Here is a 21,308-nt window from a genome sequence, read left to right as displayed (position 1 = left end):
GCCTGACGCTGCGTTGCCGACGCTGCTTGGAATCCGCAGTCACGAGAGAAAGAGAAGACCCATGACCATCGCAACCGCATTCACCACCCTGAAATCGAAGCGTAGGACGCTCACGCGAGCCTTCGCCGCTGTGCTCGCCGCGGCGACACTGTTTGGCAATGCCGCCTGCGGCACTGCGCAGAACGCCAGCGCCGAGGGCATTGCCGAACCTGTGGATGGCAAGACGACGAAGGTGACGATCGGCGTATGCGCGGGACCGTATGGCGACATGGTCGAGGAGGTGTTCGCGCCGCTGCTCAAAGAGAAGGGGTACGAGGTGAGCACGAAGGTGTTCAACGACTACGTGCAGCCCGACAAGGCGTTGACCTCCGGCAAAATCGATGCGAATCTGATGCAGCACGGCAACTACCTGAAGAAGTTCAGCGCCGACAACAGTCTGGATCTCATTTCGCTGGGCCAGACGCCGACGCTCGGTCTAGGCATCTATTCGAACAAGTATCACTCGATCGATGAGATTGCGGACGGCGCCACCGTGGCCATTGCGAACGACGGTTCGAATCTCGCCCGCAGCCTCGGAGTGCTCCAGCAGAACAAGCTCGTGACGATCAAAGACGGCGTGGATGCCACGAAGGCCTCGGTGAACGACATCACCAGCAATCCGAAGCACCTGAACATCAAGCCAATCGACGCTGCCCAGCTGGCCCGATCGCTCGACACCGTGGACGTCTCGCTTGTCCCCGGCAACTACTCCTGGGCCGCCGGTCTCGACCCGAAGAACGCACTTGCCCTGGAGCAGCAGGACGACGGGGTGATCGAGGTGTTCGCCATTGCCGGCCAGAACAAAGACACGCATTTCGCCAAGACTGTGCGCGATTTGCTCGGCAGTGACGAATTCAGGCAAGCTATCGCCGCCAGCAAGTTCAAGGACTTCGGCAAGCCGGCATCGTGGGCCGAGTGAGCGGCTCAAGTGACCGAGACAATGCATCGCAGGCATGAACAACGAGGGAACATGGGTGTACAGAACACAGATTCCAGCACGATCATCGAACTGAACCACATCTCCGTCACCTTCCGTGAGGGCGGGCGCACGGTCGAAGCCGTCAAGGACGTCACCGTGCATGTGCGCGAAGGCGAGATCTTCGGCATCGTGGGCTTCTCCGGCGCGGGCAAGTCGACGTTGGTGCGCACGATCAACCTGCTCGAGCGGCCTACCGAGGGCCAGGTGATCATAGACGGCCACGACGTGACCGATCTCAAGGGCGGAGCGCTGCGTGAGCTTCGTAAGAAGATCGGATTCATATTCCAGGGATTCAATCTCATCGACAATGTGACGGTGGGCAGGAACGTCGAATTCGCGCTCCAAGCGGGCGGCTGGCCGAAGAAGGGGCGTCGCGCCCGTGTGGAGGAGCTGCTGGGCATCGTGGGATTGGCCGAAAAGGTGGACAGCTACCCATCCAGTCTGTCGGGTGGCCAGAAACAGCGTGTCTCCATAGCGCGCGCCCTTGCCAACTCGCCGCGCATACTGTTGTGCGACGAGGCCACGAGCGCACTGGATCTGGAAACCACCGAGGAGATTCTCACACTGCTCAAGCGCATCAACACCGAACTGGGCATCACGATCGTGTTCATCACCCACCAGTTCGATGTGGCGAAGGCCATCTTCGACGACGTTGCGGTAATGGAACAAGGCGTGATTGTGGAGCAGGGCACCACCTTCGACGTGTTCTCGTCACCGCATCACCCGACCACGCAGGTGCTGGTGGAGCGTTACCTGGGCATTGCGATTCCCGAACAGCTGGTGCCGCAATTGCCGCCCGGGCGATTGATCGAGCTGCGCTACAGGGACGATGGTGCGTTCCGTCCGCTCATCAGCGAGGTCGCTCAACACCACGATGTGTCAATCAACGTGCTGCACGGCAATGTAGGCTATTTCGGCACGCAAGCCGTGGGCACGCTCATCGTGCTGGTCAGTGCGCGACAGGGCGGCCAGCAGGGGGCGCAGATCGTGCAGGACGCCATCGACGAGCTCGCCGAGCACGTCCATTCGTGGCGTGAACTGAGCGAAGACCTGAACGACGATCTGGGGCATTCGGTGGATGAGGCATTCGCTGGCGAAGCGGCGGCCAATCGGTTGATTGGCACATACGGCGACGTAAACGATGTTCGGACAGACAACGAGGAGGTGCTCGCATGAGCGAGACGTTGGAGATTCTGCAAGACAATCTCGGCAAAGCGCTATGGGACACGTTCTTCATGGTGGGTGTGGCCACGTTGATCGGCGTGGTGCTCGGCACCGCCCTCGCCGTGTTGCTCTACCTCACGCAGCACAGACTGTTCACGCCGAACCATGCGGTCAATGAGATTGTCGGGTTCGTGGTGAACGCGATCCGCTCGATGCCGTTCCTCATTCTGCTCGTCGTGTTGATTCCGCTCATCCAGTTGCTCATCGGCGACCCATACACGCCCACCGGTGGCGCGATTGCATTGTCGATTGCCGCGGTGTCGTTCTTCGCTCGCGTGGCGGAGAACGCATTCCAGGAGGTGGATGAAGGATTGCTCGAGGCGGCCATCTCCACCGGCGCTCCGTTGCGGCAGATCATCTTCGGCGCGATTTTCCCGCAGGCGTTGCCGAGTTACATTCGCGGCATTGTGCTCACGATCATCTCGCTGCTCGGCTATTCGGCCATGGTGGGCACCATCGGTGCCGGTGGCATCGGCGATCTGGCCATTCAATACGGCTACAACCGTTATGAAACCGGCGTGCTCGTCGCCATCGTGCTGCTGCTCATCGTGCTCGTACAGGTGATCCAGTGGGTCGGCGATCGCATCGCCGTCAGGGTCACCCACTGAGTTCGTACGTCCATGGCGCGCATCCGCGAAAGTCGGGTGCGCGCTTAATGCGCTTATGGAATAGTCGGTTCCCCTGCAACGCATTCACAATCCGCACGCAACACTGCGGGGTTACGCCCGCACTGTCCGTCGCCTTCCGTCCATGCCATGCGCGGCATGGGCAGATGGGCCTGAGGGCTTTGTACGCAAGGGAAAACGCAAGGAACAAGGAACCAGGAACGAGAAAGAGGAGAGCAGGCATGGCCATTCATTTCGCCAAGGTGGCATTGCAGATTCCGCCGAACGTGTTCGAGCGCATGGATCGGAAGGTGCTCGCCGCACGGGGTCGGGGCGTCGATGTGATCGATCTGTCGAAAGGCAATCCCGACGGTTTCCCCGAGGAGTTCATTCGCGAGGTGACCCGTGCCGCCGTGGACGATCCGCTCAATGCATGCTACACACCGTTCGACGGCAAGCCGTCGTTCCTCGAGGCGGCGGCGAACTGGTATCACAATGTGCATGGCGTCGAACTCGATGCAAACCGCGAACTGTTCGCGGTGGAGGGCGCCGTGGACGGCCTGGCCGACCTGTTCAGCATACTGCTCGACGAGGGTGACGCGGTGGCGTTCGCCGACCCGTACTACCCCTCCTACCATTGCATGGCCAATATGCGGGGCGCGCATGAGGTGCTGCTTCCCGCGAAGGCCGAGTTGGGCTGGCTGCCGGACCTCGATGCGGTGCCTGCTTCGGTGTGGGATGGCGTGAGGCTGCTCGTGCTCAACTACCCGAACAATCCCACCGGCGCGCAGGCGCCGTTGGTGTTTTTCGAACAGGCCGTGAAACTCGCCGTGGAATATGACTTCGTGGTCGTGCACGATTTCGCCTACGCCGGCTTGGGAGTGGAGGAGCAGCAGCACAGTCTGCTCGAGGTCGTGGCCCATACGCCGGCCGGGTCGCCGGAGCGGGAGTGCACGGTGGAGATCTGCTCGCTCTCGAAGATGTATGCGATGGCGGGATGGCGTGCCGGATTCATCGCCGGTAGCGAACGCATTCTTGACGTGGCGAAGAATTTCCACTATCAAATGGGTTCTATGATTACTTCGTTCGTGCAGGATGCCGGTGTGGCCGCGTTGAACAGCGACCAGACCTGCGTCGAAAGGCAGGCCGCGCATTATGCGGGCCGCCGCGCCATCGTGGCCGATGGCCTGCGCGAACTCGGGTACGATCTGTTCGATTCACAGGGCGGACTGTATGTGTGGATGCATGCCCCTGCCGGCAGGAGCGGCGAGGAGTTCGCCGACGACCTGCTCGACAAGGCGGGCGTGGCGGTGCTACCCGGCACCTGTTTCGGCAACGTGGGCGCACAGTACGTGCGCCTGAGCCTGCTGCAGCCCGACGAGCGCCTGGCCGAGGCGGTCGAGCGCATCGGTACCTGTTGTTGTTGATTGTCGCATTCCAATTCGAATGCCATATGGCATTCGTCAATCTCATCATGCAATCTCAGTATGTGAGTGGCGTGGCGCGCGCGTAACGTGACTCATACACGCTTGGCGTGGCGCAAGACGCAGCCACAGCCAAAGAATACAGCACAGACAGCAGCAAAGGGAGGCCCATACATGTTCGATTGGGCATTCGTGGCCAAATATGCCCCGTTCTTCGTGAACGGTGCGTGGATGACCCTGTTCATCTCCGTGTTCGGCATTGCGCTCGCGCTACTCACCGGCATCATCTGCGCGGCCATAGAGACCGCGCGAATCCCGGTGCTCAGGCAGATCACCACCGTCTACATCGAGGTCAGCCGCAACACGCCATTGCTGGTGCAGCTGTACTTCCTCTACTTCGGTTTGCCGAAGATGGGCTTCGTCTGGTCCGCGGAACTCTGCGCGATTGTGGGACTCGGGTTCCTCGGCGGCTCCTACATGGCGGAATCGATGCGCGCCGGACTGCAATCCGTGCCGCAGATCCAGCGCGAGAATGCGTACATGCTCGGCTTCAACACCTGGCAGACGCTCACGCGGGTGATCGTACCGCAGGCGGTGAGCATATCCACACCGGGCATTGTGGCGAATGTGATCTTCCTCATCAAGGAATCGTCGGTGGTCTCGGCCATCGCACTCGCCGACGTCATGTACATGGCGAAGGACCTCATGGGCATGTATTACAACACTTACGAGGCGCTGTTCATGCTCATCGTGACCTATCTGATCATTCTGCTGCCGATTTCCATTCTCGGCACTTGGCTTGAGAGGAGGTTCGACTATGCAAGGCGCTAACATTCTGCTCGAACCGGGCGTGTTCCCCCGCCTGCTGCAGGGCCTGTGGGTGACGATCTGGATTGCCGCGGTCTCCGTCGGGTTGAGCATTCCGGTGGGATTGCTGTGCGGCTGGCTGATGACGCTGCGCAACCCGGTCATCCGCTTCGTCATGCGTGTGTATCTCGACTTCATTCGCATCATGCCGCAGCTGGCGTTGCTGTTCATCGCATTCTACGGCATTGCGAGAATGTCGAACTGGAATATGGATGCCACGGCGTCATGCGTGTTCGTGTTCGTGCTGTGGGGCGGTGCCGAGCTTGGCGATCTCGTGCGCGGGGCGCTCCAATCGATCCCGCAGATCCAATACGAGACCTCCTACATGCTGGGACTGAGCAACTGGCAGGCATTCGTCCATGTGATTCTGCCGCAGGCGGTTCGTCGCCTCCTGCCGGGTGCGGTGAACCTGTCGACCCGCATTGTGAAGACGACCTCGCTTGCCGTGCTGCTCGGCGTGGTCGAGGTGATCAAGGTGGGGCAGCAGATCATTGACGCGAACCGATTCCAGTACCCGACCGGAACACTGTGGGTGTACGGCGTGATCTTCCTGATGTACTTCATCGTGTGCTGGCCGTTGTCGTTGGTGGCGCACGCACTCGAAAAGAGGTGGGCAAATGACTGAGCGTACAGATTCCGTTGCCGCGGCACCGGCCGACGTGCCGGCACTGCAGGTAACCGACCTGCTCAAGCACTATGCGGACGCCGATCGGAACGTGTTCGACGGCATCTCGTTCTCGGTGCCGAAGGGCAAGGTGCTGGTGATTGTGGGACCGTCGGGCTCCGGCAAATCCACGCTGCTGCGTACCATCGCCGGTCTGGAGCCGATTCAGGGCGGCACGATCGCATTGGACGGCCAGGTGATCGAAACGGGCAAGCCCGGGAACGAGAAATCCAGCCGTGCGAAGCGGCCCGAGTCGCTGCGCACGAAGTTCGGCATGGTGTTCCAAAGCTATGAGCTGTTCCCGAACAAGGACGTGCTCGGCAACATCACCATGGCGCCGATGCTCGTGCAGAAGCGAAAGAAGGCCGAAGTGGAGCGGGAGGCGATGGAACTGCTCGATCGCGTGCATCTCGCCGACCGCGCGCATGCCAAGCCGCATGAGCTTTCCGGCGGCCAGCGCCAGCGTGTGGCGATCTGCCGCGCGTTGATTCTGCACCCCGAGATTCTGCTGCTCGACGAGATCACCGCCGCACTCGACCCTGAGATGGTGCATGAAGTGCTTGAAGTGGTCGTCGAACTGGCCGATGCCGGGCAGACGATGCTCATCGTCACGCATGAGATGCAGTTCGCGCGTGCCATCGCCGACCGGGTGATTCTGCTCGCCGACGGGCAGATTGCAGACCGCTCCACGAATGCCGAGCGGTTCTTCACCGATCCGCAGACCGAGCGCGCCAAGGAATTCCTGCATTCCTTCGACTTCGAACGCCATCGCAGCGCACAGGCCCATGAGCGCCTTGAAGCGTTCGACGAGGATGGCACGGGAGACGGCCAGCCTGCACACAATTAGATTTCCACAAGGAAAGAGACAAGGAAAAACCGGGCACGAAAGGGAAATATGAGCTCACTTTTCAAACAGTTGGGTAAGGCAGTCGCGGCGGCGGGAGCCGCAGTGATGATGATCACCGCTGTGGCGGCCTGCGGTCCGTCCGCTTCAACGCCGAGCGAGGCGGGATCTGCCTCCGGCAATACGCAGAACAGCACGAACGCCAAGGCGCGCACGCTCGACGAGATCAAGAAGTCGGGCGAGCTGCGTGTGGCGGTGTTCTCCGACAAGGCACCGTTCGGCTATGTGGACAAAGACGGCAAGTACGCCGGCTACGACATCGAGTTCGCCCAGGCGCTCGCCGACGGCCTCGGGGTGAAGCCCGTGTACACGTCGGTCGATCCGGCGGCGCGTGTGGACGTGCTCGCGTCGAACAAGGTGGACGTCACGCTTGCAAACTTCACCGAGACCCCGGAACGCGCCGAGAAGGTCGACTTCTCGAAGCCGTACATGAAGGTCGCGCTCGGCATCGTGGCACCGGATACGGCGCCGATCAAGGACGTGAAGGACCTCAACGGCAAGACGCTGATCGTGGCCAAGGGCACGACCGCCGAGACCTACTTCGAGAAGAACCACCCCGAGATCAAGCTGCAGAAGTACGACCAGTACGCCGACGCCTACAACGCGCTGCTCGACGGCCGTGGCGACGCGATGAGCACCGACAACACCGAGGTGCTCGCATGGGCCAAGGCGAACAAAGGCTACCGTGTGGACGTGACCGAGATCGGCGACGTCGACGTGATCGCCGCCGCGGTGCAGAAGGGCAACAAGGAGCTGCTCGACTACATCAACGACGAGATCGTGAAGCTTGGCAAGGAGAATTTCTTCCACAAGGACTTCGAGAAGACGCTCAAGCCGGTGTACGGCGATGAGGTCAATCCGGACGACATCGTGGTGGAATCCGGAGTGATCGAGAAATGAGTCGAATTCGACTCGGCGATGACATCGTGTGATCGCGGGGAACAGGGCGGGCGCCTCCCCTACGGGAGACGCCCGTTTTGTATGCGGACCGTTCATCTCAGCTCGTGGACCAAACATGCCGTAAAAATTCCATCTCCCGAAAACGCGATGGGAGTGGAATCCGCGGTTCGATACGGTTGGAGGAGGTGCCCGAATGAATACCGGGTACGGGATACAGAAAGAGGGAGAACATGAGCCCATCGCTTATCGGAATCGGCGTCGTTGCATTGGTGGTGATTGTGCTGCTGTGCATGGCGATCTATGTGGTGCCGCAACAGCAGGCGTACATTATCGAACGATTCGGCAAATTCCGCTCCGTGAGGTTCGCAGGCATCCATCTGCTGATTCCGTTCGTCGACCGCATTGCGATGAAGACGAATATGCGCGTCTCGCAGCTCAATGTGAAGTTGGAAACGAAGACGCTCGACAACGTGTTCGTCACGATTGTGGCGAGCACGCAGTACCGCGTGAATCCGGACAACGTGGCGAAGGCCTACTATGAGCTCCGTGATCCGCAGGGTCAGCTGTGTTCCTATATGGAAGACGCACTGCGTTCGGCCATTCCGATGCTCACACTCGACGACGCCTTCGCCAGGAAGGATTCCGTGGCGGCCGACGTGCAGCAGACGGTAGGTTCCGAAATGGCGCGCTTCGGCTTCACCGTGGTGAAGACGCTGATCACGGCCATCGACCCGAGCCCCGCGGTGAAATCAGCCATGGACTCGATCAACGCGGCCCAGCGCGAAAAGGAGGCGACTCGCCAGCATGCCGAGGCCATGCGCATCCAGATCGAGACCCAGGCGGCCGCTGAAGCGGAGAAGGTGCGTCTGCAGGGCGAGGGCCAGGCGAATTACCGCCGCGAGATCGCCGATGGCATTGTGGACCAGATCAAGAGCCTGCAGGAAGTTGGCATGGACATTGGCGCGGTGAACAACGTGGTGCTGTTCAACCAGTATCTCGATGTGCTGCGCTCGCTCTCGGAATCGAAGAACGCGAAGACGTTGGTGATGCCGGCGGCCACGCCGGGCGGCTATTCGGAGCTGTTCAACCAGATGACGCAGGCGATGCTCACCACGCAGGAATCCAGTCCCCAGAACTGATCTCATACGCACATATGCACAAATGCCGGGGCCGTGGAGATCTCCACGGCCCCGGCATTTGTGCATATGTGGTCCGGACGATATTCAGGAGTCGAGAAACTCGCGAATCCGCGCTGCCTGGGCGTAGCCTGCGCGGTACATGCGCTCAAGGCCTTCGAAGGTCTTCGACATGGTCGAGAGCCCGTACAGGCTTTCGGGGGAGAGGATGAGCACCTTGCCCTCCTGCTCGTACCGCCTGGCGAGCGCGACCTCGTCGTTGTACGTGCAGTAGCGGTTGAGCAGACGTTCGGCTGCGGCGGGATGGTGCCGTTTGAGAATGCGTGCCGGCGCGACGTCCTTCTGCTGTTCGCGGGCCACGTCCACCGGGCGTGTGAGCACGACGACGATGCGGTCGCAGCCGTCGTCAATGGCCTGTTGCACCGGAATCGGGTCCGCGATGCCACCGTCGAAGTACGGGACGTTGTCGATCACCACCGGCTGGCATGCCAGCGGCACTGCGGAACTCGCCTTGAGTATCGTGTAGTCGTCCTGTCGCATGTCCGATTTGTCGAAATAGCGCGACGAGCCGTCCTCGCCGTTTGCCGCCACGACGGTGAAGGTCGCCGGATTGTCGCTGAACGCGGCGTAATCCAACGGATTCTCGCCGTCGCTGTTGCTCAGCGTGCCGTACACGTAGTCGAGATCGCAGAAGTTGCGCTTCGTGATGTAGTTCTCCATGCTCGCATATTCCTTCCGGAACGCATACTGCGTGTAGAACGTGTGCGCGCGGCCCTGCTGCCGCGCCAAATATGATGCCAGATTCGCAGACCCCGCCGAGATGCCGTAGCAGTGGTCGAAACCGACGCCATCCTCGAGGCAGCGGTCTTCGACACCGGCCCCGAAGATGGCGCGGAAGCCGCCGCCGACGTCAATGATTCCGGTAGTGTGTGCGGTGTGGGTCATACGGGTCTCCTCATCTGATCTGCTTGGGTCTTACGGGAATGGCTGCAGACTACCTCTCCAGCAGTTGCTGCGCGAGTTCGGCTATGCGCTCGCCTGGGTCGGAATTGCGCAGGATAACGCTACCGTCCTGTTCCTCGGGGGCGAGTTTGCCGAGGGATTCGAGCACGACCTCCAGATGGCGTGCAGTGCCCTCGTTGCCATCGATGATCGCGACATTGTTCGGCAGCAACTCGCGGAAATAGTCCCGGTAGAACACGAAATGCGTGCAGCCGAGCACCACCGAGTCGGTGTGGGCGAGGTCGTACTGGTCAAAATAATCGTGCAGCGTGCGCATGACGAGGTCGTGGTCGTCGAGCTCTCCGCGCTCCACGATTTCGACGAGACGTGGGCACGGCTGCTTATGAATGGTGTGTGCATCCTCGAAACGATGCATGAGCGCGGCGAACTTCCGCTCGCGCAATGTGAGCGGGGTGGCGGCGACGATGACGCTCTGGCGTTCGCCATGCCCGCGGTCGCAGGCCACCTTGAGCGCCGGTTCCATGCCGATAATCGGAATGTCATAGTGCTCCCGCAGTTTCTGCACGGCACTCGACGTGGCCGTGTTGCAGGCGATGACGACCGCCTTGACACCCTGTTCGACGAAATCCTCGACAATGCGGAACGAGAGGTCGCGCACCTGCTCGGGAGTCTTTGTGCCGTATGGAGCGTTCGCCGAGTCGCCGAAATAGAGGATTCGCTCATGAGGCAGATCCGTTCGAATCTGCCTGACCACGGAGATGCCGCCGAGCCCGGAATCGAACACGCCTACCGGTGCGCTGGAGGTCATGGGAGTCTCTTTTCCTGCATGCGGGTGATATTGCAAGTCTCCAGTCTACAGACCTGCGCGTATTCCCCGCTTCGCTACGCGTATATGTACATCTCAGCGCCGGTTGCGGTAGAGTGGGCGATATGAGTTTGCCAGAACATATGATCAAGGCGCAGGGCACCGGCAACGATTTCGTGATGTATGCCGACCGCAGTGGGGAACACGCGCCACAGAAGCAGGACATCATCCAATTGTGCGACCGTCATTTCGGCATCGGTGCCGACGGCCTGATCCGCATCACGCACCCGGGGCATGTGGCCGATCTGGACGGCCACGATGCCCAGGAGATGCGCAAGGAGGGCGTGGAGTGGTTCATGGACTACCGCAACGCCGACGGCACGCTTGCCGAGATGTGCGGCAACGGCACGCGTGCCACCGCGCAGTTCCTCGTGCAGCAGGGAATGCTGAAGCTTGAGGAGGGTGATGCGTTCAAGCTCGGCACGCGCGCCGGAGTCAAGCGCATCACGCGCATGCCGGACAACCCCGAATTGGGCCGCCAATTGTGGCGTGTGGACATGGGCTCGTGGTCGATGGGGGTGAAGGACGAATACACCGTCACGATTCCGGGTGACACCGGTTCAGGCAAAGGAACGTTCGTCGACATGGGCAACCCGCATGTGGTGACCGTGGTGGAGGACGCCTATTCGACGCTGCCGGTATTGGGCGAACTCGATCTGACCCGTGCCCCCCAGGTGAGTCCAGAACTGCCGAACGGGCAGAACGTGGAGTTCGCGCGCATCGACAACCTCGACACCGAGCGTGATCTGGGCGACGCCTCAATGCGCGTATACGAACGCGGCTGCGGTGAGACGATGGCATGCGGAACCGGCCTGTGTGCAACGGCGATCGTGCTGCGTGCGAAGACGCAGATCGACCACTGGCGCATCCGCATCCCCGGCGGTATCGTGCGCGTCGATGTGACCGATGACTCGGTGATGCTCACCGGCGCCGCCGCGCTCACCGCCGAGTTCAGGCTCCTGCAGTAGGCCGGCGCACGACACCCACCATCTCAGCGGAACAGCATCGCGCCGTCTTTGACGAGGATCAGCGTGATGAGCGCCACGATCCACACTGCATCGACCATGAGATCGATGTTGAGGCGGTAGTAGGTGCACAGCGAGGGCGCATGCGGCGGCAGATGCTGCACGGTCACGGTGGCGTGCGAGACCGCCATGAACTGGATGGTCGTGGCGAACATGAGCACCAGGCACCATGGGCACAGTGCGTTGATGACGAACAACGACTGCGACGTGAGCCAGTACGAGTATGCCAGTGCGGCCAACGAGCCGAACCATGTACAGGTTGCGAACCATTTCGGCATGGTCATACGGGCCATGCCGATCACGGCGATGGTGACGAACACCGATTCCGCGGCGATGCCGAAGAACGCGTTCGGGAAGCTCAACTCGCCGAATTTGACGATTTCCGATTGCCAAGCCTGTGCCACGGTGGAACAGGAGAGCACGGCGTTCACATCGCATCCAAGCGACTGACCCGGGTGCCTGGCCATCTGCAGCGTCTCCGCCGACAGCACGAAGGAGACCAGCAATGCCACGCCCGAGGCGAGCAGCATGACCAGATAGGTCCATGTGGCCCCATTGCGCCAACCATGCGGTTGAAGGTCGGTGGAAATCGACGATGACTGTGGTTGGGACAGCTGTTCCGTGTGGTGTGCCATATGATCCTCCAGTCTGCGCGGGGCATTCGTTCATGCCGCCGGGCGAATACGTTTCTGGCGTTCACGATACCGTATGCAACCTGAACGTCGGGGCACAAGTGCGCATTCTGGGAGAAAATACCGGTCAGAATCTCAAAATCTGCACATGTGGCGGTTACATTCGTTTACGATGGAATCATGAGTGAATATGTCATGCCAACGAGACCGCCGCAGGAGGGCTGGGATCTGCATTGCCATACCGTGTTCTCGGATGGCACGCGCACGCCGCGTGAAATGGTTCAGGAGGCGAAGTCGCTCGGCTTGCATGGTGTGGCAATCGCCGACCACGATACGACCGCCGGATGGGAGGAGGCCGGGCAGGCGTCGCACGACCTCCATCTGCCGCTGATGCGCGGTACGGAAATCACCGCGCAGGATGGCAATGTCTCCGTGCACATGCTCGCCTATCTCTACGATCCACGCAACAGGCATATCTGCGACCTGTTCGAGAAGACACGGCGCTCGCGTGTGGAGCGCACGAAGAAGATGGTCGCACTGCTTGCCAAGGATTACCCGATCTCCTGGCAGAGCGTGCTCGAACAGACCAAGGAGGGCTCGCGCACGACGATCGGACGCCCGCACATCGCCGACGCGCTCGTGGCCGCAGGCGTGTACGCGAACCGCAACGAGGCGTTCACCGATGCGGTGAGCACGCACAGCAAATACTACATTCCCACGCCGTCGCCATCCACAAGAGAGGTGGTGCGTGCGGTGGAGGGCGCCGGCGGTGTCTCGGTGATCGCGCATGCGGCCGATCCGAGCCGCAATCGCGTGCTGCTTTCCGACGAACAGATTGCACGCCTCGCCGATGAGGGGCTTGACGGTCTTGAGGTGTGGCACCGTGGCAATCCCGAGGGTCAGCGTGCGCGCCTGCTTGCATTGGCACAGCGGTACCACCTGCTCGTCACCGGAGGCTCGGACTGGCATGGGGCGGGCAAGCCGAACGCGCTCGGTGAGAATCTCACCGATGACGCCACCGTGGCCGAGATCGTGCGGCGCGCTGCGATTCCGCTGTGTCGTTGAGCTATCGCTGTGTCACTGAGCTACCGTTATGCCGTTGAGCACTGCCTCCTCTTGGCTTGAAATGCGTGGGCCGGACGGTTCGGGAGGAACCGTCCGGCCCACGCATTGCGAATGCCGAAGCCCACGAATCAGCCGAGATTGCCGAAACCGACGGTGTGACGCTGTTCGGAGCCGACGATCACGTACCCGAGCGAATCCGCCGGCACGACGATGCGGCGATCCTTGTTGTCGGTGAGTACGACCGGCTTGTGTTCCTCCAACGCACGGTCGATGGTGGCGGTGACGGTCTCCGCGGCCTCGTCGGTGGTGAAGGTGACGGTGCGGGCGACGTTCTGGATGCCGATTTCAATGTCCATTTCGAGTCCTTTCGATATGCGGCGGTTGCCTTCCGCTGCAAACAGCTACGTTATATACAATCGCATTGCTCGCCAGTTATTTCAGATTCCCGGCAGCCGAACGCGAATGGCCTGCCCTCAGCCTTTCGTACGGTCGAGGGCGTCGGACGACCCGTCGGCCGAGACGGCCTGCGTGCCCGTCTGCGAATCCGGACCCTGCGTGCCTTCCAGACCGGCGCGGGCGTCGCGCATCGCGCGCTCCTCACGCTCGAGCAGCGGAATCACCGTCGTCTCGGCATCGGAGCGGCTCGCGGCCACGGAGGAGGCGGTGGAATCGGTGCGGTCGCCGATCGTATCGTCGTCGGCATAGTGGAAGTCCTCTTCGCGTACGATCTGCGTGCCACGCGAGGAGCTGTCGTTGATGCCTATGATCACGGTTTCGCTAGAAAGCACGGGCGAATCGTTCGTCGAATCGTCCACGGCAGCCACCGGATGCGAGTTCGTGCGGTCATCCACGACCTGCGAATAGGAGCGCGAACCGGTGACATCGGTCTCGTTGGTAGAATCATCCGGGAAGCCCGAGGCGTTCGTCGGTGCCGCAGTACGAGGATTCTCACGCAGCAGCGTGTTCACGGTGACGGTGCTCGGTGCGTTGCCCGGAGCCGCCGCGGCACCGGAGGTCGGGCGAGCGGTGTGCGCGGCGCGGGCGGAGACGCCGAGTTTGTGGGCGAGCCTGTCCACCTGTGCCTTGAACTCCATGATGCGGTCGTTGTCGCCGGCATTGAGCGCCTTGATGAAATCGCCCACCTGCTCCATCTGCACCCACAGATTCGCACGCAGCATGATCAGATCGTCGAGTCGATTGCCCAACACCCGGCCGTACGCGGTGATCACGGCGTTGCGATGCGTCTCGTCGAGCTTGGCGAACACCCATGCCAGATCGCGGGCCGGATCGTTGATCTGCATGTCCTGCCAGTTCGTGATCGCCGTGATCGAGGAACCCGAATAGATCAGATCGCCGTCGGAGAAACCGCCGTGCACCGGACGTGTGGAGAACGACCACAGTCCCTCGGTCTCCATGATGGCACCCCAGCGGCTCGTAATCTCCTGAGGAACATGGCCTGCCTGCCGCAGCCGTTTGATCCACGCGGTGAGCTGCGCATGGATCTGGCCGGTGGTGAACACCGGGTAATGTGCATCGGTGATGAAATTCGGGCGCAGACGATGGATCGCGCCGAGCGCGGTACCGAAACTCGAACAGTCGTCTATGGTCAGCAGCTCAAGGGAGCGTGCGACGCCGTCCGGATGCGTCGTGATGAGCACGGCCGCGTCTTCAGGACCGTCCTTGCCCGCATGGAATGCGAGCACATGCTCGGTGCCGAACCCAAGGCCTGCGAATTCACGTGAGCGGTCGACCACGGCCGCGGCACGCCCACGGGCATGGAGCCGCTTCTTGCCGCGCGGATCGTATGCCGCGTACACATTGAACAGACGCCCGCGCATATCCTGCACCACGGCCTGCTCAATGCCGACCGCACGGTCGGTGTCGTTATCCTGCTCGCTATCGCGAACCCCCGCCACGGACACGTTCGGCATCGTGGCAGATGCCAATGCCGCCAACTTCAGATTGCTTCGCTCACTCACAGTGCAATCATGGCATGCGCACGGTACAAAATCCAATGATTGCAACGCTTTACGTTCGTTGTGAACGGAGCGGCACACCGCGTATGCGCTCCTCTGGGCCACACGCCTGCTACAACTTTCGGCGCTCCCGTGGCACAATGGCGGCATGAGCGAAACAGCACAGCCGGAAGAGGGCGCAGGCAGTGAGGCACACACCGTCGCACATGACGCAGCCGAGACGGACATGGCTGACCCCGAACGCATTCTCGCCACGCTCGATGACACCCAGCGATCGGCCGCGTTGGCCGTGGACGGCCCCGTGCGCATCATCGCGGTCGCCGGCGCCGGCAAGACCCGCACGATCACCCGGCGCATCGCATACGCGTGTGCGAGCGGGGCATGGGATCCCACCCGGGTGCTCGCAGTGACGTTCTCGGTGAAGGCAGCCAACGAGATGCGCGGACGCCTGGATGCACTGCAAGTGCCTCGTGGAGTGCGCGCATCCACGTTCCATTCGGCCGCATTGCGTCAGATGCGCGAGGTGTGGCCCGATATATGCGAAGGGCCTTTCCCCGACGTCGCCGAAGACAAGGGCTCCCTCGTGGCCCAGGCGCTGTATCGCTTCAACGGAATCAAGCCGAAGGAGCAACCGAAACAGACCGTGTACGAGGTGGGCGCCGAAATCGATTGGTGCAAGGTCTCGCTGATCACCGCGAAGAACTATGCACGCGTGTGCGCGGCGACGCACCGCACACCGCCGGCCGGTCTTGAGCCCGGGCAGTTCGCCACCGTCTATGAGCAGTACGAGGCGGAGAAGAACGGCCGGTTCGAGATTGATTTCAACGACATCCTGCTGCTGGCGTGCCATGTGCTCGACGCCTTCCCCGACGTGGCCAAGCGCATCCGCAAGCAGATCGGTTGGCTCACCGTCGACGAATACCAAGACGTCTCGCCATTGCAGCATCTGCTCATGAGGCGCTGGCTGGAAAGCAACCGCAACATCTGCGTTGTGGGCGACCCCGCGCAGACCATCTATTCGTTCGCCGGAGCCACCAGCTACTATCTCGAGCATTTCGGCAAGGAGTTCGCTCCGCTCACCGCCGATATCGCGTTGAACCGCGACTACCGATCCGTTTCACCCATTGTCGGCTACGCGAACCGGGTACTTGGCGGCTCCGCGCAACGTCAGGATTACATCAGGCTCGAATCTGGGCGCGGAACGGGCCCGCGCGTGATGAGCCGCATTTACGAGACCGACGAAGCGGAGGCCCAGGCGGTCGCACGGCAGATCTCGCGCATTCTCGCACAGGGAGCCAAGGCGAGCGACTGCGCGGTGCTCACGCGCGTGGGCGGCCAACAGACCATTGTCGCCCAGGCGTTGAAACAGGCGAACATACCCTACCGGCTGCGCAGGAACATGAACTGGCAGTCATCTGCGCTCGCCGGCACGGCACGGCAGGAGACCGCGGAGACATCGAATGCCGGGGTGGAGCAGCTTGGCGTGGAGAAGGGACGCGTGACAATCTCGACGATCCATGCGGCCAAAGGCCTCGAATACAAGCATGTGTTCGTGATAGGCCTGTCGGAGGGATTGTTGCCCTACAAGCCGCAAAGCGATGACGGCAATGTGGAGGAGGAACGGCGTGTGCTGTACGTGGCACTGACCCGTGCGGAGGACACTCTCCACCTGTCGTTCGCCAAACGATCGGATTCGCAGACCACCTATGTGCGGCGTCTGAGCCGATTCCTGCAGTAAGTGCGTGAATTCGGCAACACTAATGCGAACGGGGCCTTCCACCTTACAGTGGAAGGCCCCGTTCATGTATGAGGTTGGATTATTGCTCGGGAGTGCCGCTATCCGTGTCTTCACTGGTATTGTCACCGGAATCGCCGGATTCGTGCTTGCTCTCGGTGCTGCTATCACCGGCATCCTCTGCGGATTCGCCCTCATCGGTACCGTTTTCGGATTCGTCGAGCAGCTTGCTCAGCTCGGCGTCCCAATCGATGTCGTCTCCGTGTTCGGTTGCCGTCTGCACTGTTTCGGAATCTGCGTCCATGTCCGTTGCATCGGCCTCCGGCTCAAGTGCCGGCAACAGGTCGGGATGCGACCACATTGCGTCACGTGCCTCGATGCCCTGCTCGGCGGTGACGCGCTCCCACAGCTGGGCCGCCTCGCGCATGCGCTTGGGGCGTAGCTGCAGGCCGATGAGATTTTCGAACGTCCGTTCAGCCGGTCCGCCGACGGCGCGCTCGCGGCGCATCATCTCGCGTAGCTGCTCGATATGGGGCAGATGCGCCATGCCGGCACGCCACATCACGCAGTCGACCCATCCCTCCACGAGGGCGAGCAGCGTCTCAAGCGACCGCATCGCGTCCTTCTGCTCCGGAGTGTCTTCGCCCATGCCCACATTCGTGAGATTGAGTGCACTCGACAGTGAATCGGGGTCGAGCCCCTCGACGTCGCGCAGCTCGTCCTCCATTGCATCCAGATCGATGGCGATGCCGCGGGCATACTTGCCCAACAACGCTTCGAACCTTGGCATGAGCCACGGCACGGTGGCGAAGAGGCGTGCATAGGCCTCCTCGTGGAGCGCCAGGAACGTGGTCACCTCGTCGGCGTCGATCTCCAACGACTTCGCGTAGTCCTCCACATTCTGCATGATAAGGCCGCCAGCCTGGTTCTTCAGCAGGGCAAGGCCTTGGTCGAAGGAACCGCGCACTTCGTGGGAGAGCGCGCCGGCCGCATTGCCCAGCTGCATGCTGAACGTCGCCTTCGCCAATTGCTTCATCAGCTTTTTCGGGTCGCGCATGCTTTCCGGGATCGGAATCGGGATGGGCCCAGCGAACATGCCGGTGATCTCGCCTCCGAACTGGTCACCAAGACGCTCGTTGATCACGGCGTTCATGGCATCGGCCATTGATGAGGCGACCGGAGAGGCGAACTTGGCCCACTGCTCGATGGTGCCGTTGAGCCAGCTGGAACGGGTGAGCGCACTCGCTTCGCCGTCCACCGGGTTGAATTCGGTGGCGGTGTCGAGCCATAGATTCGCCTCGCTCATTGCCCGGCGCATCGTCTCGCCTTCGCTCGCCGTGACCACTTGCTCGCTGTCTTCGCCGTTGACATATTGGCCGGCGATCGTTTTCGCGATGTTCACGTCGATGGCCGCGTTTTCGTCGGCCATAGGAGGCTGCGCTGTGCTCTGGGTGTCGTCCGCGGAGGCTCCTGCCTTGGCGCTATGGAAGCCGACCGGATTGGTTGGCGCCCCATTGCCCGGTTCACCCATGCCGAACATGGAGCCCATCGAGGCGTTGCCGCCCATGAACATCTGCATCATCTGCTTCATCTGTTCCGGGCTCGGAAGAGATGAGGGATCCTGGCTCATCAGCTGCTCGCGCAGCGCATCGGGCAACATCGACAGCTGTTGGAACGCCTGTTCGCCCTGCACTGGTCCGAAGCATTCGATAAGCCATTGACGGATCGCGTCTTCACTCATGGCAGATCCTTCCCTGTATGTCGTATGTCATATAAGTCTTAAGTCTGTATCTAGCATTTCTACTCACAATACGGGTTAAATATTCCGGATGCGTCATGGTGGTGGATTGCCGTGGAATGCGGAGGCCAAGGCCTGCCCATACTATGGAGACATGTCTTCGTTGAACCCACATGAGTCGATCGTGCACCCCGATTCCAATGGCTCGCAGACGAACGAGCCCCATCATGGCATGTTCCGGCGTCTTCGCGTGCGCTGGCATAACCGACCCAAACGCTATTTCATAGGCCTGTTCACTGTTGTGCTCGCGTTGTGCCTCATGCTCGCGCCGAGCCCGTACGTGGTGGAGAGTCCGGGCCCCACCGAGAACGTGCTCGGCAAGGCAGACGGCAAGGAAGTGATCTCCGTGGGAAATGCAACCACCTACCCCGATAGGGGCAAACTGTTGCTCACCACGGTGAATGCAAGCGGTGTGCCCGGTTACCCGATCTCGAACATCTGGGCATTGATCGGCTGGCTTGAGCCCCATATGAACGTGCTGCCGAGTGAGGCGGTGTTCCCGGTGGGGCAGAGCAGTGAAGAATACGACCAGGAAGCCAAGGCGGACATGGATTCCTCAATGGAGGCCGCCACCGCCGCGGGCTTGGCCTATGCGAGGCAGCTGGGGGCCAATGTGTCCGATGCCGACGTCTCGATGCACATCGAAGACATCGGAGGGCCTTCCGCCGGCATGATGTACGCGCTTGGTCTGGTGGACAAGCTCACGCCGGAGAACGAGGCGAATGGCGTCACCGTGGCCGGCACCGGCACCATCGACAAGAGCGGCAAGGTGGGGGCGATAGGCGGCATCGACCTGAAAATGATCGGTGCCCAGCAGGACGGCGCCACATGGTTCCTCGCCCCTGCGGAGAATTGCGATGAGGTGGTGGGGCATGTGCCGAACAGATTGCGCGATGTGAAGGTCTCGACGCTCGAGGAGGCCTACACTGCACTCGTCAAAATAGGCAAGGGCGAGGCGGCTTCGCTGCCCCGCTGCACGGTGACGCAATCCGCGGAGCACAGTGGCATCGAGGAATGATCGGCATAGTTGGCGGAGGGTGGCCGTCGATGTCCAAACAGTCCCGACCCATTCGCGCATGGCTTGCAAACAGGCCTGTTCCATGGCTTTGGTATATTTACGAGCGTGAATCAAACAGCATCAGACAACGCTGAGGAGTTCGGCTTCCGCCAAGGGGACCTGGTCCAGGAATGGCTCTGGGACGATGACGTGGATGACTCGATCCGAGAAAAAATCGAAAAACTCACCGATGAGGAGCTGGTCGACGAGGAATATGATTCCGCGGTCGACGGCGCGATCATTTGGTGGCGCGATGGCGACGACGAAGATGAACTGTCGGACACAATCGTAGATGCCTACGCAGTGCTGGGCGACGATGGCCCATTGTGGGTGCTCACCCCCAAGCCCGGCCGTGAAGGGGCTCCGTCGCCGAGCACGGTGCAGAACGCCGCGAAGACCGCGGGTATGAATGCGGCGACCCCGCTCACCGTGAGCGATGATTGGAACGGTATTTTGCTGCGCGCATTCGGCAAAGGCAGATGAACGGCTGACTCCTTGGAATGAATCCGAATTTCATGGAGTATTCATGCATAGTCATCAAAGACCCGGCATGTGCCGGGCCTTTTCGTATGCGACGACGGGATTCGCAATCACACGGTGGACGACGCTAGAGCAGGCAGGCAACCAGCAGCAGCAATGCCGCACAGATGAACACGATGAGCGAGTCGCGTGTGCGCGGCAGCTTGCCATGTGCAATGGTGATCGCCACGCCCATGCCGCCCGCGACGGCGAAGAGTGCGAAGACCACCCAACGGATCGTCTCACCGGCCGGATTGATCACATGGAACAGGGTGAGGAACATCGGCACGAGGATCAACGCGGCAAGCGACATGAACACGATTGCGAGCACACGGTCCGCCGTGCGCAGCGAATGGTCATGATGCCGCGTGCGCTTCAATGCATCGACCTCGGCAGTGAGCTCCTTGATACGGCGGTCGAGCTCGACGTCGCACCATTTGGACTCGCGGTCAAGACGGGCGATCTGGTTCTCCAGATCGTCAATGCGTTCGTCGTTCGGGTCCGGTTTGCGCACGAAGGAGGGGAGCAGCTGTGGCAGTGCGGAAAGTTGGTTGGAAACGCTTTCGAAAATATTGGTCATATTGCCGAGTATAGGAATCAAAAGAGGCGCCGGAGACGATATGGCTTACGGAGAAGAAACGTGGGCGATGAGGGACTCGAACCCCCGACATCCACCGTGTAAAGGTGGCGCTCTAACCAACTGAGCTAATCGCCCGCAACAGACCACTATACAGGAGGGGTGGAAGAGCCGCGGCGGACGCGGCGGCCCGGATGCGGCATGTACGCCAACTGACTAGAATCGTGAGCGTGGGCAGCCGCGATGGCGGTGTACGCGACCACGAGCGTAATGGGTCTGTGAGCGAACGTATTCTTGAGCTAGGCTTGTAGCTCGTTGAGCTGCGTGGCATGCCCGGACAGCCCACGGAACACA

21 protein-coding genes and 1 tRNA gene are annotated in these 21,308 nt (G+C 61.2%); 14 read left to right on the top strand and 8 right to left on the bottom strand.

Annotated features, from left to right (window positions below; all coding sequences use genetic code 11):
• Nucleotides 1-61: 61 nt before the first annotated feature.
• The 9 genes from BANAN_RS06275 to BANAN_RS06230 all read left to right on the top strand — a co-directional run bounded on the left by BANAN_RS06275 (nucleotide 62) and on the right by BANAN_RS06230 (nucleotide 8,745).
• Nucleotides 62-958, top strand: a complete 897-nt coding sequence (locus tag BANAN_RS06275) for a MetQ/NlpA family ABC transporter substrate-binding protein (RefSeq protein WP_014698073.1) — start codon at nucleotides 62-64, stop codon at nucleotides 956-958.
• A 51-nt stretch (nucleotides 959-1,009) separates the two neighbouring features.
• Nucleotides 1,010-2,194 (top strand): methionine ABC transporter ATP-binding protein, encoded by a 1,185-nt coding sequence (locus BANAN_RS06270; RefSeq protein WP_014698072.1) that lies wholly within the window; start codon nucleotides 1,010-1,012, stop codon nucleotides 2,192-2,194.
• Nucleotides 2,191-2,850 (top strand): methionine ABC transporter permease, encoded by a 660-nt coding sequence (locus BANAN_RS06265; RefSeq protein WP_014698071.1) that lies wholly within the window; start codon nucleotides 2,191-2,193, stop codon nucleotides 2,848-2,850. Before BANAN_RS06270 ends, BANAN_RS06265 begins: the two co-directional genes overlap by 4 nt.
• A gap of 239 nt (nucleotides 2,851-3,089) precedes the next feature.
• A complete protein-coding gene (locus tag BANAN_RS06255; protein WP_014698070.1) occupies nucleotides 3,090-4,274 on the top strand; it encodes a pyridoxal phosphate-dependent aminotransferase in 1,185 nt (394 codons plus the stop codon).
• Between the two features lie 171 nt (nucleotides 4,275-4,445).
• Nucleotides 4,446-5,102: an amino acid ABC transporter permease gene (locus tag BANAN_RS06250; RefSeq protein ID WP_014698069.1), complete on the top strand. Its 657-nt coding sequence runs from the start codon at nucleotides 4,446-4,448 to the stop codon at nucleotides 5,100-5,102.
• A complete protein-coding gene (locus tag BANAN_RS06245) occupies nucleotides 5,089-5,763 on the top strand; it encodes an amino acid ABC transporter permease (protein ID WP_014698068.1) in 675 nt (224 codons plus the stop codon). The genes BANAN_RS06250 and BANAN_RS06245 overlap by 14 nt, the downstream gene beginning before the upstream one ends.
• On the top strand, nucleotides 5,756-6,649 hold the full coding sequence (locus BANAN_RS06240) for an amino acid ABC transporter ATP-binding protein (protein ID WP_014698067.1): 894 nt from the start codon (nucleotides 5,756-5,758) through the stop codon (nucleotides 6,647-6,649). Before BANAN_RS06245 ends, BANAN_RS06240 begins: the two co-directional genes overlap by 8 nt.
• A 48-nt stretch (nucleotides 6,650-6,697) precedes the next feature.
• Entirely contained in the window at nucleotides 6,698-7,606 is a 909-nt protein-coding gene (locus BANAN_RS06235) for a cysteine ABC transporter substrate-binding protein (RefSeq protein WP_014698066.1), read from the top strand.
• Between the two features lie 230 nt (nucleotides 7,607-7,836).
• On the top strand, nucleotides 7,837-8,745 hold the full coding sequence (locus BANAN_RS06230; protein WP_014698065.1) for an SPFH domain-containing protein: 909 nt from the start codon (nucleotides 7,837-7,839) through the stop codon (nucleotides 8,743-8,745).
• A gap of 84 nt (nucleotides 8,746-8,829) precedes the next feature.
• Here the strand turns inward: BANAN_RS06230 and BANAN_RS06225 are convergent, their stop codons facing one another.
• Nucleotides 8,830-9,687 (bottom strand): patatin-like phospholipase family protein, encoded by an 858-nt coding sequence (locus BANAN_RS06225; RefSeq protein ID WP_014698064.1) that lies wholly within the window; start codon nucleotides 9,685-9,687, stop codon nucleotides 8,830-8,832.
• Between the two features lie 49 nt (nucleotides 9,688-9,736).
• Nucleotides 9,737-10,513 carry a glutamate racemase gene (gene murI, locus BANAN_RS06220; protein WP_014698063.1) on the bottom strand — a complete coding sequence of 259 codons (777 nt, stop codon included), beginning with the start codon at nucleotides 10,511-10,513 and terminating at the stop codon, nucleotides 9,737-9,739.
• Nucleotides 10,514-10,635: 122 nt separating this feature from the next.
• Here murI and dapF point away from each other — a divergent pair, with 122 nt between their 5' ends.
• Nucleotides 10,636-11,538 carry a diaminopimelate epimerase gene (dapF, locus tag BANAN_RS06215; RefSeq protein ID WP_041777152.1) on the top strand — a complete coding sequence of 301 codons (903 nt, stop codon included), beginning with the start codon at nucleotides 10,636-10,638 and terminating at the stop codon, nucleotides 11,536-11,538.
• Between the two features lie 23 nt (nucleotides 11,539-11,561).
• Here the strand turns inward: dapF and BANAN_RS06210 are convergent, their stop codons facing one another.
• Nucleotides 11,562-12,230, bottom strand: coding sequence for a vitamin K epoxide reductase family protein (locus BANAN_RS06210; RefSeq protein WP_014698061.1), 669 nt, complete (start codon nucleotides 12,228-12,230; stop codon nucleotides 11,562-11,564).
• A gap of 177 nt (nucleotides 12,231-12,407) precedes the next feature.
• Here BANAN_RS06210 and BANAN_RS06205 point away from each other — a divergent pair, with 177 nt between their 5' ends.
• Entirely contained in the window at nucleotides 12,408-13,292 is an 885-nt protein-coding gene (locus BANAN_RS06205; RefSeq protein ID WP_014698060.1) for a PHP domain-containing protein, read from the top strand.
• Nucleotides 13,293-13,420: 128 nt separating this feature from the next.
• On the opposite strand, the gene BANAN_RS06200 is transcribed toward BANAN_RS06205, so the two are convergent.
• On the bottom strand, nucleotides 13,421-13,648 hold the full coding sequence (locus tag BANAN_RS06200) for a DUF3107 domain-containing protein (RefSeq protein ID WP_014698059.1): 228 nt from the start codon (nucleotides 13,646-13,648) through the stop codon (nucleotides 13,421-13,423).
• A gap of 117 nt (nucleotides 13,649-13,765) precedes the next feature.
• The gene (locus BANAN_RS06195) at nucleotides 13,766-15,223 is read right to left on the bottom strand and encodes a phosphotransferase (RefSeq protein WP_041777039.1); all 1,458 of its coding nucleotides are present in this window, start codon (nucleotides 15,221-15,223) and stop codon (nucleotides 13,766-13,768) included.
• A gap of 193 nt (nucleotides 15,224-15,416) precedes the next feature.
• On the opposite strand from BANAN_RS06195, the gene BANAN_RS06190 reads away from it, so the two are divergent.
• Entirely contained in the window at nucleotides 15,417-17,006 is a 1,590-nt protein-coding gene (locus BANAN_RS06190) for an ATP-dependent helicase (RefSeq protein WP_014698057.1), read from the top strand.
• 79 nt (nucleotides 17,007-17,085) lie between these two features.
• Here BANAN_RS06190 and BANAN_RS06185 read toward each other — a convergent pair whose 3' ends face one another.
• A complete protein-coding gene (locus BANAN_RS06185; RefSeq protein WP_014698056.1) occupies nucleotides 17,086-18,744 on the bottom strand; it encodes a zinc-dependent metalloprotease in 1,659 nt (552 codons plus the stop codon).
• Nucleotides 18,745-18,895: 151 nt separating this feature from the next.
• On the opposite strand from BANAN_RS06185, the gene BANAN_RS06180 reads away from it, so the two are divergent.
• Both BANAN_RS06180 and BANAN_RS06175 read left to right on the top strand, forming a co-directional pair.
• Nucleotides 18,896-19,819 carry a YlbL family protein gene (locus BANAN_RS06180; RefSeq protein ID WP_014698055.1) on the top strand — a complete coding sequence of 308 codons (924 nt, stop codon included), beginning with the start codon at nucleotides 18,896-18,898 and terminating at the stop codon, nucleotides 19,817-19,819.
• A 105-nt stretch (nucleotides 19,820-19,924) separates the two neighbouring features.
• The gene (locus BANAN_RS06175) at nucleotides 19,925-20,341 is read left to right on the top strand and encodes a DUF3052 domain-containing protein (RefSeq protein ID WP_014698054.1); all 417 of its coding nucleotides are present in this window, start codon (nucleotides 19,925-19,927) and stop codon (nucleotides 20,339-20,341) included.
• Between the two features lie 124 nt (nucleotides 20,342-20,465).
• Here BANAN_RS06175 and BANAN_RS06170 read toward each other — a convergent pair whose 3' ends face one another.
• On the bottom strand, nucleotides 20,466-20,957 hold the full coding sequence (locus tag BANAN_RS06170) for a hypothetical protein (RefSeq protein ID WP_014698053.1): 492 nt from the start codon (nucleotides 20,955-20,957) through the stop codon (nucleotides 20,466-20,468).
• Between the two features lie 61 nt (nucleotides 20,958-21,018).
• Nucleotides 21,019-21,092 (bottom strand) — tRNA-Val (locus BANAN_RS06165).
• Nucleotides 21,093-21,308 lie beyond the last annotated feature (216 nt).

The sequence above is a fragment of the Bifidobacterium animalis subsp. animalis ATCC 25527 genome, assembly GCF_000260715.1.
GTDB classification, from domain to species: Bacteria; Actinomycetota; Actinomycetes; order Actinomycetales; family Bifidobacteriaceae; genus Bifidobacterium; species Bifidobacterium animalis.
The sequence above is the reverse complement of the archived record's forward strand: the minus strand, read 5'-3'. Positions and strand labels throughout refer to the sequence as shown.